The following is a 14,920-nucleotide window of genomic DNA, read 5'->3' as shown; positions in this document are numbered from 1 at the left end:
ACTGGTTTTCTCGTTTCCCGAACTTACCGGAACACGCGGCATTTCCACTGGGGGGGGGGAAATCCCGAGGCGCGAAAAAAGGCCGGACTCAGCGAAGAGCCCGGCCATTCTTTCTGCAAGCGTCGACGCCTAACCGCTGACGCGCTTGATGCGAGCGCCTACCCCGGAAAGCTTGGCTTCTATGTTCTCGTAACCCCGGTCGAGGTGGTAGATGCGCTCAATGGTGGTCGTGCCTTCGGCCGCCAGCCCGGCCAAAACCAGGGAGGCGCTGGCGCGAAGGTCGGACGCCATGACCGGCGCGCCCTTGAGCTTGCCCACACCATGGACCATGGCGGTCCGCCCCTTGAGCCGGATGTCCGCGCCCAGGCGAACCAGTTCAAGGACGTGCATGAAACGGTTTTCGAAGATTTTCTCCTCAATGGTCCCGGTGCCCTTGCCGAAGCACATGAGCGCCATGAGCTGAGCCTGCATGTCCGTGGGGTAGCCGGGGTGCGGAAGCGTGGTCACGTCCACGTTCTCAAGCAGCCCGTTGGCCCTGCGGACCAGAACGTAATTTTCCTCTTCCTGGAGCCAGATGCCCATTTCGCGGAGCTTGTAGCTGACCGCGTCCAGGTCATGGAACGGGCAGTCCAGAATCTCCAGCTCGCCGCCGGTGATGGCCGCGGCGACCATGTAGGTCCCGGCCTCGATGCGGTCAGGCATGATGCGGTAGTCACACCCTTTCAGGGAGGATACGCCCTCGACGTGCAGGACGCTGGTTCCCTGCCCGGTAATCTTCGCCCCGCAGGCGTTGAGGAAATTGGCCAGGTCAACAACCTCGGGTTCGCGGGCCGCGTTCTCGATTTCGGTCTCGCCCTCGGCCAACGTCGCGGCCATGAGGATGTTTTCGGTGCCGCCCACGGTGGGGAAGTCCAAGGTGATGCGGGCTCCCTTGAGGCCGGACTTGCAGACGCCCTTGATGTAGCCTTCGGTGATCTCGAACTCCGCGCCCATCCGCTCGAAGCCGCGCAGATGCAGGTCAACGGGACGCGCGCCGATGGCGCAGCCGCCGGGCAGCGCGACCTTGGCCTCGCCCAGCCGCGCCAGAAGCGGTCCGAGGCAGAGGACCGAGGCGCGCATGGTCTTGACAAGATCATAGGGGGCCTCGGGTTTGAGGCCTGTGCACAGGCTGGTGGCGGCGTTCTCCTCAAAGGTGGTTTCGCACCCGAGAATGTTGAGCAGCTTCAAGGAGGTGCGGATGTCCGCCAAACGCGGAACATTGGTCAGGGAGACCTTTCCTTCGGCCAGGAGACAGGCCATGAGAATAGGCAGGGCCGCGTTTTTCGCGCCGCTGACCTGAATGCTGCCCTGAAGCGGAACGCCGCCCTCAATGATAAGTTTATCCATGTGTATCCTTTTTTGATTCTTTTGCTTGACCGTGGGAAAAAGCTTGGTTAAACCAGCCCCTCACACGGTGGGTGTAGCTCAGTTGGTAGAGCACCTGGTTGTGGCCCAGGTGGCCGTGGGTTCAAGTCCCATCACTCACCCCAGACGAACTTGTCAGGACGGAACTTCGGTTCCGTCCTTTTCGTTTTCAGGGGAAGCGGAACCCGTCCCGTCGAGCAGCTCCAGCAGCCGCTCGGCGCCATGGGGCCTCGTTTTTTTCTCGAAAAGGATGGTATCGGGAGCACCGCCCTCCACGCCGCTATAGGCCTGATTCAGCCCTGTGCGATTGGAAAAACCGCCGGTGTTCAGGGCCATGCCCGCATACAGGCCGGAACGTCCTCCCACGAAATAGATATCCCCGGACTCGTAGAACTCGGGAGTCTCGTTGACGTCGTATTCGGCGTTCAGCGCGACGATCCGGGCCTGGCCGCGCAACACCGCGCCCGTCTCCAGAATATAGCGGACGTCGTCCTCATGCATGATGACCAGCAGGCCGGACTGTTTGGTCACGCCCGCCTGAAACCCCATGCCCACAGAGGTCCTCGACATGAAGACCGGGCCGGTCCATTCCCCGCCGGGCCGGGCGATCAGCAGCGCGTTGCCGCCGCCGAGCGAGAAGATGAAGCTCACGTCGCCCACCGCCGGAAGGATCACGACCCCCTTGGCCTCGCCAAGCAGACGGCGCAGACGGCCGTCCTTGTCGTCTTCCAGCAACTGCGCCAGCAGGCCGGACGATTCATCCACAAGGGCCTGAGCCGTTCCCCGGTCTGTCGCCGCATTCTTTGCGGAGGTGACGCCGCATCCGGCAAGAAGGGCCAGAAGCAGCAAAACGGACACGATGTAGCTTACGCGTATCGACATAGCCCTGCCCTAAGGTGTGCGTCCTACCCTGTCAAGAACGTTTGCGCAGGCGGCGGACGTCGCCCACGCGCACGGTCAATTTTTCCTTGTCGAAATATTCAAGAACCGGAATGAGGTACTTTCTGGACAGCCCGGTAATATCCTTGAAGTCCGGCGCGGACATCTCCTCGTGACCGGCAAAGAAACCGATGATGCTTTCCCGTATCCCGTTCAGGGCAGGCGCATGGTAATACATGTCGTCCTTGATGCGGACCAAATCCCCTTGATCCTGAAGAAGCCGCAGCACGGGCGCGGCCTGCTTGGCGTCCATGCCGAGGGATTCGAGGACGTCCTTGAGATTGGGCGGCGTGGCCCCGCCCTGGGAATAGGCGTCGAGTATGGTCTCGCGAACCTTGGCCTGGTCCGAGGCGAGGGACACCTTGTGCCCCTTGAGCCGGAAGACTTCCTGATCGGCCTCGATGTCGCCCTTCTTGAGCAGCCGCTCCAAAAGATAATGCATGAGCTTGGGAGGCAGCTCCCGGCCCCAGGACGAGGCCAGTTCGCCCCGCTGTACCCCGGGTTTCATGGATTCCCTGCGGTGATATTCCGCCAGGAAATCGAGCAGTCCGGAGGCGAGCCGATCGACCAAAGCACCGCCCGCATACCGGCGGGACTCCTTGTCGAAAAGCACGGCTCGCTGCTGACCGCCGAGCAGTCCCAGGGTCTTTTCCAGTCCCTTGGTCTCCAGGTTGGTCATGGTCAGCAGCTCGGCGAAGCTGACGCCCTTGGGCCCGGCCAGCTCCAACTGCGCCGAGGCCACTTCCTCGGGCTTGTCCGAGGCAAGTTGCCCCAGCAGCTCAACATCCTTGGAAAAACGCTTGATGCTGTGCCCGGCGGGGCCGATCACCCGCCCGCCCGCAAAGGCGCGCAGGGGCGAAAAGGAACGCAGCACGACCCGGTCGCCCCACACCCCGGCCATGGGTTCGGAAAAACGCGCCTGGCACACTGCGGTCTCGCCCGGCGCCAATTCGTCGCGGTCCAGGAGATGGATGCGCGCCAGGACTTCCCGCGCGCCATGATGGAAATGGATTTCCCGCCGATGCTTGAGGGGCAGGCGGGAGGATTCGAGCACGGTCAGCTCGATGTCCCAGACGTCGGACGGGAACAGGGAGCCGGGCCGGGCCAGCACGTCGCCCCGGCGGACGTCGTCCACTTCCAGGCCCGCCAAGTTCACGGCGGTGCGCCGCCCCGCCTGGGCGGTCTCCACGGTCTCGCCGTGGGATTGCAGCCCGCGCACCTTGGAGGTGGTCGAGCCCGGATAGAGGGTCACATCCTCGCCCAGGGAAATGGCCCCGGAAATCATGGTCCCCGTCACCACGGTGCCATGGCCCTTCATGGTGAAAACCCGGTCCACGGGCAGGCGGAACAGGTCCGAACGCCGCCTGGGCTTGAACTCCGCCACCAGCTTCCGGAGTTCGGCCTTGAGCTCGTCGAGCCCCTGCCCCGTGTGCGCGGACACGGGCAGGATGGGCGCGCCGCCAAGGAAAGTCGGTTCCAGATAGGCGGCCACCTCTTCCTTGACCATCTCCAGCCATTCCTCATCGACCATATCTATCTTTGTCAGGGCCACCAGCCCGGCGGACACGCCGAGAAGCTGGCAGATTTCCAGATGTTCGCGGGTCTGAGGCATGATGCCCTCGTCGGCGGCGATGACCAGAACCACGAAATCCACGCCCGCCGCGCCCGCGACCATGTTCTTGACGAATTTCTCGTGGCCCGGCACGTCCACGATGCCGAGGCGGTTGTCCTCGCCGAGGTCCAGGAAGGCGAACCCCAATTCTATGGTGATGCCGCGCTTCTTTTCCTCGGACAGCCGGTCGCAGTCGATGCCGGTGAGGGCCTTGATGAGCGTGGTCTTGCCATGGTCGATGTGGCCGGCGGTTCCCATGATGACGGGCATAGTGCGTTTTCCCCGTTGCGTTCTGGTTGAGATTCAGAGTGTGACGAAAAGACATGGTAGGCAAAAACGGGCCGTGTAACAAGACCGAGCCTCGTCCCGGAAGGCGAAACATAGGCCCTCGGCGATCCGGACCCGCGATCGCCGGGGCATGACAGCGCGCCCGGAAAAACAAAGGGCGGCGGAAATGCTTCCCGCCGCCCATTCATTTGCGCGTCGCCGTCCCGCCGCTACCGCTTCAGGAACTCCCTGAAGGCCAGGACGCAGGCGTAGATGTCCGCCTTGGAGACCAGCTCGAAGGGCGAGTGCATGGACAGGACCGGAACGCCCACGTCGATGACGTCCATGCCGTAGACGGCCAGGAACTTGGCCACGGTGCCGCCGCCGCCCGCGTCGACCTTGCCCAGCTCGGACATGTGCCACGGGATGCCCGCGTCGTCGAATATGGAACGCAGCCAGCCGATGAAATCGGGATGGGCGTCGTTGGCTCCGACCTTGCCCCTGTGGCCGGTGAACTTGTTGAAGCAGGGGCCGTAGCCCAGCCGCGCGGCGTTGAGCGGCTCGTACACGTCCTTATAGTCCGGGTCCATGGCGGCGGACACGTCGGCGGACAGGGCCGAACCTTTCATCAGCACGGCGGACAGGCGCGCGTCCGGCTCCCAGGCGTCCACCAGCTCCTCCATGCAGTATTCGAAGAAATAGGACTTGGCGCCGGTGGCCCCCTCGGAACCGATCTCCTCCTTGTCCCAGAAGAGGACTATCTGACAATACTCCGGCTCGGGCTCGGCCAACAGGGCCTCAAGTGCGCAAAACACGCTGGAGCGGTCATCATGGCCGTAGCCGCCTATGAGGGATTCGTCCAGGCCGACGAAACGGGCCGGACCGGCGGGCACGGCCTGCATCTCGGCGCTCAGGAAATCGGCTTCCTCGATGCCGTACCGCTGGTGCAGAATCTCCAGCACCATGCGCTTGACCGGCTCCTTGGCCTTCTCTTCGCCGTCCTCGGCCGGAACCGGGGACTGTCCCAGGACCACATTCAGCTTCTCGGCCTCGAAGGCGTCCTCCACCTTCTTGACCACTTCCTTGTACGCCAGATGCGGCAGCAGGTCGGTGATGGTGAAGACCGGATCGGACATGTCCTCGCCGATGCGCACGGAGACGGTCTCACCGGACTTCTTGACCACCGTGCCGTGCAGGGCCAGGGGGATGGTCAGCCATTGGTATTTGCGAATGCCCCCGTAGTAGTGGGTCTTGGCCAGGCAGATATCCAGGTCCTCATAGAGCGGACGCTGCTTGAGGTCCAGGCGCGGGCAGTCGGCATGGGCTCCGACCAGGCGGTAACCATCGGACAGGGGCCGCCTGCCCTTCCGGGCCAGGAAGCAGGTCTTGTTCCGATTGAATCGGAAAACCCGCGCCCCGCCGAAGTCGTCCTTGAAACCGGCTTCGCCGATCCTTTCACGCACATAATCCATGACCAGCCGTTCGGTCTTGCATTCACTCAGGAATTTCACATAATTGGCGGCCATCTCGTCCATGGCCTTCCGATGCTCGTCGGAGGCGAACGCCTCCCAGGCGGATTTGGGTTCGTATTCCAGTTGCAGCTTGCTCATTCTGAATCCTCTCTATTTTGTCAGGACGGCCACGGCCTGTTCGAGGGCGTGGGCGGCCAGCTTGAGTTCGGTGGACGCCAGGGTTCGCGGGTCCAGCAAAAATTCATCGTCCTCGATGCGTGCCACCAGAGGCGGGTCGGTGTCGAGCAGTGCGTCGCGCAGGTCCTCCACGGCCACTCCCAGAACCGTCACCGCCACCATGGTGCCGGGCAGATCATACTCGGGAAACGCGCCGCCGCCCACGCGGGAAAAGCCCTTGCGCATGTTCACCTCGCCCCGGTCCCCCAGGGACTCGCGCACGGCGTCGGCCAGCCTCCGGGCCTTGGACTTGAGCGCCTCGGGCGAAGCGGTAATCATGCTCAGCGTGGGAATCCTGCGCCGGGCCTCGCCCATGTCGAGGTACAGGCGAAGGGTCGCCTCCAGGGCGGCCAGCGTCATCTTGTCGATGCGCATGGCCCGGTTGATCGGATTCTTCTTGATGCGGTCGATGTACTCCCGGCGGCCGACGATGACGCCCGCCTGCGGACCGCCCAGAACCTTGTCGCCGGAGAAGGAGACCACGTCCGCGCCCTGAGCCACCACCTGCTGGACCGTGGGTTCGCCGAGCAGCCCTTCCCCTTCCAGGGAATAAAGGGTGCCGGACCCCAGGTCCTCGATAACCGGCAGGTTGTAGCGGTCGCCCAGCACGCGCAGTTCGGCCAGGGAAACTTCCTTGGTGAAGCCGACCACACGGAAATTCGAGGTATGCACGCGCATGAGCGCGGCGGTTTCGTCGCCGATGGCTCCCTCATAGTCATGAACATGAGTGCGGTTGGTGGCCCCGACCTCCCGAAGCGTGGCCCCGGACTTGGCCATGACGTCCGGAATTCGGAAGGAGCCGCCGATCTCCACCAACTGGCCGCGCGAAACGATGACCTCGCGCCCCTTGGCCAGGGTTTCGAGCATGATGAACACGGCGGCCGCGTTGTTGTTGACCACCAGGGCGGCCTCGGCTCCCGTGATGTCGCAGAGAATTTGCTCCACGTGGGAATAGCGGCTTCCGCGCTTGCCGGTGGACAGGTCGAATTCGCAATTCGAGTAATGCCCGCACGCCTCGGCCACGGCCTCGATGGCCGGCTTGGCCAACAGCGACCGGCCCAGGTTGGTGTGGATGACCACGCCAGTGGCGTTGAGCACCCGACGGAAATGGGGACGGGCCTTGGACCGGACATAGGCGGTCATCCGGGAAGCGAGAGCCCCCGCCGACAACTCCTCGGCCCTGGAAAACGCCCCCGCGCGGATTTCCTCGCGGCAGATATCCAGAAACTCGTTGACCAGGTTCTTGACCAGCGGCCTGGGAAGCCCGTCGATTCCCTCCGCCCCGGCCAGGACGGAAAGAACTTCGTCCACGGAGGGCAGATGCCTGAAAAGATTGCTCATGAGTAGTCCAATGTTAGGCGGTGAGAAAACGAGGATACAGAATATAGAACTCCGAAAGCAAATACAAGGACCCGCAGACCAGTGTCGGCCCGTCCGTGTCCGGTCCCGATTTCAGCGCCGCCTCCAAGGACTCCGACGCCGACGCCCGTTCCCCGATGGCCGAGGCGAGGGCATGGTTGTCGGAAGCCCGCTCCCCTTCCATGGCCGGAACCAGGATTGGGCCGTCCGTCAAGGTGCGGATGAGCGGCAGCATGTCGGTCAGGGTTTTGTCGCGCAGACAGGCGAAGATCACCCGGCCTGGCCGGATGCCGTCGGCGTCCAGTGCGGCGTTCAGGGCCTTGAGGGCATGAGCGTTGTGCGCGCCGTCCAGAATGATCTCCCGGCCGTCCAACTCCACACGCTGAAAGCGGCCCGGCAAAAAGGCGCTTTCCAGGCCGAAGGCCTCTATGACGCGATCGGTGGGGATGGACCGCCCCGCCGCGTACCAGCGCCAGCCCGCCAGGGCCAGACGCGCGTTGGCCGTCTGATGAATGCCCTTGAGGCCGAGCCGCTCGCGGTCCACAGGTCCGGCCGCGTCCACGGCATAGACCAGCCGCGCCCGAACCTGCTCGGCGCGCTCCTGCAATTGGATCATGGCCTCGGGCTCCTGGGGGCCGGTCATGGCCACTCCGCCTTCGTGGATCGCCCCGGCCTTGTCCCGGGCGATGTCGCCGAGAGTGGGGCCGAGAATTTGCTCGTGATCCATGCCGATGGGCGTGAACAGAGTCAGCCCGGGCCGGAACACGTTCGTCGCGTCGTACCGCCCGCCCAGTCCGGCCTCCATGACGGCCAAATCCACCCCGGCCCGTTCGAAGGCGACCATGGCCAGGCAGGTCTGGAACTCGAAATAGGTTAACTCCTCACCGCCGGGCACGGCCATGACTTCGTTGGCCAGATCGACCCAGGCGGCCTCCGTGAGCATACGCCGGTTAACCTGGATGCGCTCCCGAGGGGAGACGAAATGAGGAGAGGTGAATGTTCCCACCTTGAGCCCGTGCGCACGGGCCAGCGAACAGAAAAAGGTCGTGGTGGATCCCTTGCCGTTGGTGCCGACCACATGGACCGTCTCCACACCGGACAGCCCCCGGGCATCCCGGAAGGCCTCCATGCGGGCAAGGCTCAAATCCATGTGGAACAGGCCGAGCCTGTCCATGTAGTCGGTCAATTCCGAGTAGTTGCTGAAGCGTTTCACGAGGGCCTTCCTATCAGGAAAGAGATCGGTATGGAACACCCGCGTCAAGACCTGAAAAGGGCGGTGCGGCATGTTACGATCGCCACGACCCATTATAAATCGCGCACCGCCATGAAGCAAATCGGAAAAAGTGTGGTAGGCGTGAGCATCCCCACACTTCAAGGAGAAGCGAATGCTCAGAAAGCTCACGATCAAGACCAGAATTTTATTATTGATTTGCCTTATCGTGCTGTTCGTGGCGGGGTTTACCCTGGCCTTCCTCGACGGCGTGAACAAGGTCAAGAATGTCGGCGTGGATTTTGCGGCCACGGCGATGCTCGAAGGCGAAAAGCGCAAGCTTGAAGTCGCCACCCAGTCCATGGCGGAAACGGTCGGCACCGCAATCGCCGACATCGACGATGCCGACGCCAAGGTTGAGCACATCCGCAAGCTGGTGGACAAAATCCGCTTCGAAGATGACGCATCCGGCTATTTCTTCGTCTACAACGGCACCGTCAACGTCGCCCTGCCCCCCGACCACTCCAAACAGGGCAAGGATCTGTCCGGCCTCAAGGACCCCAACGGCATCGCCCTGGTTTCCGAACTGAACAAGATCGCCCATAACGGCGGCGGATTCCTGACCTACATCTGGCCCAAGCCCGGCAAGGGCGACCAGCCGAAACTTTCCTACGCGGCGCTCATTCCCGGCACCGACATGTGGATAGGCACCGGCGTGTACCTCGACAATGTCGAAGCGGAAAAGCTGAACATCACCAACAAGGTGGAAGGCATCGCCTCTTCCTACATATGGGGCATCGGCGGGGCAGTGATCGGCCTGTTCGCCCTGATTATCCTGCCCGTTTGCCTGCTCATCGTCCGCTCCATCGTCACCCCCCTGAACGAAGCCCTGGGGCTGGCCGACCAGGTAGCCTCGGGCGACCTGACCCGCGACATCGAATCCGGCTACACCGACGAACCCGGCAGGCTGACCGCCTCGCTGGGAGTCATGGTCAAACGTCTGCGGCAGATCGTGGGCCAGGCCAAGGACGGCGCTGACCAGGTGGCCTCGGGCAGTTCCGAGGTGACGGGATCGGCCACTTCCCTGGCCGACGGGGCCAACCGCCAGGCCGCATCCGTGGAAGAGGTCTCCGCCGCCATGGAAGAGATGATCGGCCAGATAGGACGAAACACCGAGAACGCCGCCCAGACCGAACGCATGGCCCACCAGACGGCCCAGGACGCCCAGAAAGGCGGCGAGACCGTCATGGAGGCGGTCCACTCGATCAAGAACATCGCCGAAAAGATCTCGATCATCGAGGAAATCGCGCGGCAGACCAACCTGCTGGCCCTGAACGCGGCCATCGAGGCGGCCCGCGCCGGTGAGGCAGGCAAGGGATTCGCCGTGGTCGCCGCCGAGGTGCGCAAACTGGCCGAACGAAGCGGCGCCGCCGCGTCGGAAATCGGAGAGCTGTCCACCGTCACCCTGGCCAAGGCTGACGAGGCCGGAGCCATGCTGACCCGCATGGTGCCGGATATCCGCAAGACGGCCGACCTGGTCCAGGAAATCTCGGCTGCCAGTTCCGAGCAGAACGCCGGAGCCAGGGAGATCAACAAGGCCATCCAGGAACTGGACGGCGTCATTCAGCAGAATGCCGGGGCTTCGGAGGAACTGGCCGCAGCGGCCCGCGAGTTCACCACCCAGGCCACCCAACTCCAGCAGGCGATGCAATTCTTCACCATCGACAACCGAACCACCGCCCGTCCCGCCCGGACGACGGTATCCCGTGCCCCCCAAGGGCAACTGCCCCCATCCCGGCCGACCGCGCCCGCAAAGACGGGAGTCGACCTCGACATGAACTCCGCCCTGGAGGACGAGGACTTCGAACGGTTCTAGACCGGGACACCCCGCGAAACAAAAAGGGCGCGCCGCAATACCGCGGTGCGCCCTTTCTTTGTGTCCTGCAAAAAACTCCCAGCTTTTTCGACCGGATAAGCCCGCGCCGAAGGCGCATACAGGGGATGCAAGGGTGCGAACCCTTGCCCGCCGGAGGCGAAATCACCCGACTGTCGCCGCAAAGCGGCTTTCAATACCTGATTTCCCTCTTACCGTGTAAAAAACAATTCCCCACTTGTATTGAGCAGACCGGATCAAACGGCCTTGAGCATCCATTGCCACAAGGACAGGTTCAGGAAGGCAAGCGGGATGCCCACCGCCAGCATTCCCGCCACGAGCCGAGGGCGGACGCCATAGGTCATCGCGACGATGCCGCCGCTAATCATGGGCCCCGTTGCGGCTTCGAAAACCGTGATGATGGTGACCATATCGGTCTTTCCAAGCACCAGGACATACAGGATGAAAATGAGGATCGGAGCCAGGACCAACTTGTAGCCCAGTCCGACAACCAGTTCTTTGCCCCTCCCCCGGATGGCCTCGAAACGCAGGGTCAGCCCCACGGAAAGCAGGGCCAGAGGACTCAGGGTCGCCCCAAGACGTCCGAGCAATCCGCTGAACCACTCGGGGTACGGCACGGGTTGGAGGGCGAAGCCCAGAACGATGGCGACCAGCGGCGGAAAGAGCAGCACCCTGCGCGCGAGCTCCCGCCCCCGCACGCCCTGTCCGGACGCCCTGGCGGCCAGGATGATGCCGGGCAGGGCCAGGACCATGAAGGACCCCGCCGTATCGCACAGCATTCCCACGCCGAGATACTGCTTGCCGAAAAAAGCCTCGATCATGGGCAGTCCCACGAAGGAGGTGTTGCCCAGTCCGCCGGTCAGGGCGAGGCAGGCCACGGTTGCGCGGTCCCACCCCAGGCGGCGGCCCCAGAAGTTGAAAAACAGCCACCCCACGCCGAACACGATCCAGGGCATGGCGGCGGGCAGCACCAATCCCGGGCTGATATGCAGGTCGTGGACGTGCAACAGCGCCAGGGCGGGTAATGACATATGGATAATGACCGCGTTCAGGCCAGCGGTCCCGCGCTCGTCGATGATGCCGGTCTTCCGCAACCCCACACCCAGCAGGAAGCAGACGCCGAGCAACAATAGATTTTCCATGAGAAACTCCGGATATGTGATTATCATTTACCGGAATTTAACGGTGATTTCAAGGAGTTCGCCGGTCACAACGGCCCGGTCTTTCCCCTTCTTCACTTTCTCCGCAAAAAGTTCTTGCAAACCGTCGGCGCGGCATATATAAGCCTTTTCGCCTTGAACGTGCCGAAGTGGTGGAATTGGTAGACACGCTAGGTTCAGGGTCTAGTGGGAGTATTCCCGTGGAAGTTCGAGTCTTCTCTTCGGCACCAGAATGAAACAAGGGTTGTGGCTAAACAGCTGCAACCCTTTTTCTTTTTTATCCGGCAAGTTACATGTCTATCTGCATTTTGGCGTGATTTGACCCCAAGGGGTCAAAGTGATGGGTCAAAGTACCCGGAATCGTCTACCGCCGGAGACGTCACATGCCCCAAATCGCGCGTTCCCCGAACCACCTTTACCGGAAGGGCTCAATCTATTACTTTCGCCACGTCATCCCGCACGACCTGCGGGACTCGTTGGGCCGCTCCGAAGTCAGGATGTCTCTCCAGACGGGCTACCTGGCCGAGGCAAGGCCCAAGGCCCGAATATTGGCCTCGGGCGTAAAACGAATACTGACCAAGATGAGGAACGGTGAACTCCCCATGGATGATTTCGACCAGATAAAAGTCTTCATGAACGACTGGCTCAAGCGTTTCCTGAAAGAAAATGAACACATTGCCATCAAAAAGCTCACACCGCCCAGCCCCCACACGCAATACGTGCCGGGAGATACCGAAAGGATTATCGAAACACTCAAGGCCCTGATGGTGTCCAAAGACTACGCCACCATGCGGAAATACACGATCATGGCGGCTGAAGACGGGGCTTTCGGCCCACCTGACTCGCTCCCCCTGTCCGATGAGTTCGCGCACGAATTCATCAAAACCCTTATCGCCTACTATCGCATCATCAGCCACCGTGCCGAAGGCGATTACACCTTTGAAAAATCCATTCTGCCGCCCGAATCAGTCGCTCCGCAGCCGACACAGGAACCCAAGCCCCAAATCCTGCTTTCCGAAGCCCTGGAACGCTACAAGGCGGACAGGATCGCCGCCAAGCGCTGGAGCGAGGGCAGTGCCAAGGACATCCTATCCACGCTCAACAGCCTGACCGACATCCTCGGGGACATTCCGGTGGATGAAGTGGACCGACAGGCAGTGCGCTATGTACGGGATACCCTGCTCCAGCTCCCCCGATTTCGGAATAGCAAACGATTCAAGGGCAAGACCATCCAAGAAATGGTCGCCCTTGAACCCGACAATACCGTTGCCGTCAGCACCGTGAATAACAACCTGACCAATATCTCATCATTTTTGACGTGGTGCGAGGATGAGCAGCTTATTCCCACCAACCCCGCTCACCGTCTGAAAATCAAAGAAGAAAAGCCGGAAACGGAACACCGATCCCCGTACACGACCAAAGACTTGGAAAACATCTTCAACGCTCCTCAATATGTCGACGACACATTCCTGCACCCGTCCGACTTCTGGTGCCCTATTCTTTCCCTTTTCACGGGCGCACGGCGTGAGGAGGTATGCCAACTCCACGTTGAAGATGTCCGACAGGAGGAAGGGGTGTGGGTCTTGGATGTCAACAAGGAAAAGAATGTTCATGGGTTCGCCAACAAGAAGCTGAAAAACCCAAGCGCCAAGCGGCTCCTCCCGCTTCATCCTTTCCTCGTTGAAACACTGCGTTTCCCCGAATTCGCTCGACAACAGGCCGAAATGGGACACCTTCGAGTCTTCCCCGAACTCGTCAAGATCAACACGAACTACGGCCACAAACTCGGCGAAAGGTTCGGTGAATTCAAGAGATCTATCGATCTGGAGGAAGCCGAAGGGGTCAAGGATTTTCATAGCTTGCGGCACACGTTCTCCAACTTCTTCAAGCAAAAGAAAATGCAAGGCGACCCGTTCGAACAGACCTTTGGCCACAAGCTCAAGAAGATGTCCGCCGAAAGATATGGGGGGCGTTTCCCGGCCTCCATGTGCTTCGAGGAGGTCATAGCTCACCTCGACTACGGGGTGGACCTGTCTCATCTGGAAAAATCGAAATACGTTCCCAAGTAGTGACCCTCATTTGGCGATAGTCCTTCCCTTCCGTCGGCCCCAAGCCGACGGGAGGAAAGGACGGTTCCATGGGGGAGATAAATCGCCTAGGCGATTTATCTCCCCCATGGAACCTCACGCCCAAAAGGAAAACCCCGCCGAAGCGGGGTCTTGTCACTGACTGCTGCCAAGGTAGGCATCGGACACGTCACGCCGCCCGGCGGAATGTCCTGCTGTCACTTCGATTTCGTCACGGGCTTCGGCATCGAGTCGGGGCCATTCATCCCCTGCCACGTCATAGGCAGCCTGTTGAAAGACTTCCACTGAAGGGTGCTGGTTGGGCGGCTGAAAGCCGGTGTGTTCGGCGTACATCCGGTGGAACCTTTCATGGCGATTGCTATGCAAAGTCCACCCGCTTTCCTTTTTGGTGAACCCGCACAACCTGGCCGCATAGGACAGCTTTTCCTGCCACTTGTCGCCCATCCCTTCAGGCATAAGGGTGTGGACCCCCGGCCTGTCCGAAGGGCTGACATATGGCAATGCCTGCTGAAGAGCATCCTGCTGCCTATCTGACAGATTGGTTAGCGTCCTCGGCCTTCCCCCTTTCGTCCCGTACTGGACAATAAGGCTGCGCCCTTCCCTGTCCCAATCGCTGACCAAATCGACCTTCGCCGATTCTTCCCGGCGCAACCCCAGTTCCCATTGCAGACGGATCTGAGCGGCGCACCGGGGACCGTATTCATACCCATGCTCGTTTTCCAGCTTGCCGATTGCCCCCTGCACGAAGGCGGGGGCAACCGCTTTGCTGTTGGCGTTGGCAATGCTGCCCCGCCGGACGTCGAACACGTCATTGGTCGGGCTGATGCCGGTATTTCCGTAGGCCTTGCAAAGGTCACGGGCCGCCGAAAAAATTTCGGCGATGCGCCCGTCACCCTTGCCTTCTTCCTGCATTTGCCGGGCAACAGCCGAAAAGTGCTTGTTCGTAACATTGGTCCATTTGCGAACCCCGAACCCTTCACGGCGAAGCCGTTTGGCAAAGGCTCGGGCATTCTGACGGACCCTGTGTTGCTTCGAGCGCGAACCGGACAGGGTTGCCCTGTTCGCGCCCAGTACCAGACTGATGGATTTTGTCATGGAATTCTCCTTCCTGAAGTTCGGGGCAGCGCCCCGGGACAAAGCAGGTCGGACCTTCCCCGTTTGCCGGGAAATGACCTGCCTATGGCGCGAATGCGCCACACAACAACCGACACGAGACAAATCAATGCCCGTTTCCCACTGAAGGAAAATTCAAGAATCCATTTAATAGGGGGTGCCACCACGCAGACTCGTTCGTCCTGCG

Annotated in this window: 10 protein-coding genes, 2 tRNA genes and 1 pseudogene; 5 read left to right on the top strand and 8 right to left on the bottom strand. The window is 61.5% G+C overall.

The window, feature by feature from the left end:
• Nucleotides 1–129: 129 nt before the first annotated feature.
• Nucleotides 130–1,386, bottom strand: coding sequence for a UDP-N-acetylglucosamine 1-carboxyvinyltransferase (murA, locus tag PSN43_RS07130; RefSeq protein ID WP_272700039.1), 1,257 nt, complete (start codon nucleotides 1,384–1,386; stop codon nucleotides 130–132).
• A 67-nt stretch (nucleotides 1,387–1,453) separates the two neighbouring features.
• Here murA and PSN43_RS07125 point away from each other — a divergent pair.
• Nucleotides 1,454–1,529 (top strand) — tRNA-His (locus tag PSN43_RS07125).
• A 10-nt stretch (nucleotides 1,530–1,539) separates the two neighbouring features.
• Here PSN43_RS07125 and PSN43_RS07120 read toward each other — a convergent pair.
• The 5 genes from PSN43_RS07120 to PSN43_RS07100 form a co-directional block, all read right to left on the bottom strand.
• Nucleotides 1,540–2,286, bottom strand: coding sequence for a lipid-binding SYLF domain-containing protein (locus PSN43_RS07120; protein ID WP_272700038.1), 747 nt, complete (start codon nucleotides 2,284–2,286; stop codon nucleotides 1,540–1,542).
• A gap of 31 nt (nucleotides 2,287–2,317) precedes the next feature.
• On the bottom strand, nucleotides 2,318–4,225 hold the full coding sequence (selB, locus tag PSN43_RS07115; protein WP_272700037.1) for a selenocysteine-specific translation elongation factor: 1,908 nt from the start codon (nucleotides 4,223–4,225) through the stop codon (nucleotides 2,318–2,320).
• A gap of 227 nt (nucleotides 4,226–4,452) precedes the next feature.
• The gene (locus tag PSN43_RS07110) at nucleotides 4,453–5,832 is read right to left on the bottom strand and encodes an aminopeptidase (protein WP_272700036.1); all 1,380 of its coding nucleotides are present in this window, start codon (nucleotides 5,830–5,832) and stop codon (nucleotides 4,453–4,455) included.
• Nucleotides 5,833–5,844: 12 nt separating this feature from the next.
• Nucleotides 5,845–7,251, bottom strand: a complete 1,407-nt coding sequence (selA, locus tag PSN43_RS07105) for an L-seryl-tRNA(Sec) selenium transferase (protein WP_272700035.1) — start codon at nucleotides 7,249–7,251, stop codon at nucleotides 5,845–5,847.
• 13 nt (nucleotides 7,252–7,264) lie between these two features.
• Nucleotides 7,265–8,482, bottom strand: coding sequence for a bifunctional folylpolyglutamate synthase/dihydrofolate synthase (locus PSN43_RS07100; RefSeq protein WP_272700034.1), 1,218 nt, complete (start codon nucleotides 8,480–8,482; stop codon nucleotides 7,265–7,267).
• 172 nt (nucleotides 8,483–8,654) lie between these two features.
• Between PSN43_RS07100 and PSN43_RS07095 the strand changes: the two genes are divergently transcribed.
• Nucleotides 8,655–10,355: a methyl-accepting chemotaxis protein gene (locus PSN43_RS07095; RefSeq protein ID WP_272700033.1), complete on the top strand. Its 1,701-nt coding sequence runs from the start codon at nucleotides 8,655–8,657 to the stop codon at nucleotides 10,353–10,355.
• Between the two features lie 254 nt (nucleotides 10,356–10,609).
• Here the strand turns inward: PSN43_RS07095 and PSN43_RS07090 are convergent, their stop codons facing one another.
• Complete coding sequence (locus PSN43_RS07090; protein ID WP_272700032.1) at nucleotides 10,610–11,515, bottom strand: AEC family transporter; 906 nt, start codon at nucleotides 11,513–11,515, stop codon at nucleotides 10,610–10,612.
• Between the two features lie 161 nt (nucleotides 11,516–11,676).
• Between PSN43_RS07090 and PSN43_RS07085 the strand changes: the two genes are divergently transcribed.
• The 3 genes and pseudogenes from PSN43_RS07085 to PSN43_RS07080 all read left to right on the top strand — a co-directional run bounded on the left by PSN43_RS07085 (nucleotide 11,677) and on the right by PSN43_RS07080 (nucleotide 13,602).
• Nucleotides 11,677–11,763 (top strand) — tRNA-Leu (locus tag PSN43_RS07085).
• 153 nt (nucleotides 11,764–11,916) lie between these two features.
• A pseudogene (locus PSN43_RS15975) lies at nucleotides 11,917–12,111 on the top strand (DUF6538 domain-containing protein); the annotation flags it as partial.
• A gap of 24 nt (nucleotides 12,112–12,135) precedes the next feature.
• A complete protein-coding gene (locus PSN43_RS07080) occupies nucleotides 12,136–13,602 on the top strand; it encodes a site-specific integrase (protein ID WP_272700031.1) in 1,467 nt (488 codons plus the stop codon).
• A 153-nt stretch (nucleotides 13,603–13,755) separates the two neighbouring features.
• On the opposite strand, the gene PSN43_RS07075 is transcribed toward PSN43_RS07080, so the two are convergent.
• Nucleotides 13,756–14,715 carry an integrase domain-containing protein gene (locus PSN43_RS07075; protein ID WP_272700030.1) on the bottom strand — a complete coding sequence of 320 codons (960 nt, stop codon included), beginning with the start codon at nucleotides 14,713–14,715 and terminating at the stop codon, nucleotides 13,756–13,758.
• Nucleotides 14,716–14,920: the final 205 nt, after the last annotated feature.

Origin of the sequence: Desulfovibrio sp. Fe33 (assembly GCF_028532725.1) — a bacterium.
GTDB lineage: Bacteria > Desulfobacterota > Desulfovibrionia > Desulfovibrionales > Desulfovibrionaceae > Pseudodesulfovibrio.
This window is presented reverse-complemented; position numbering and strand designations above follow the sequence as displayed.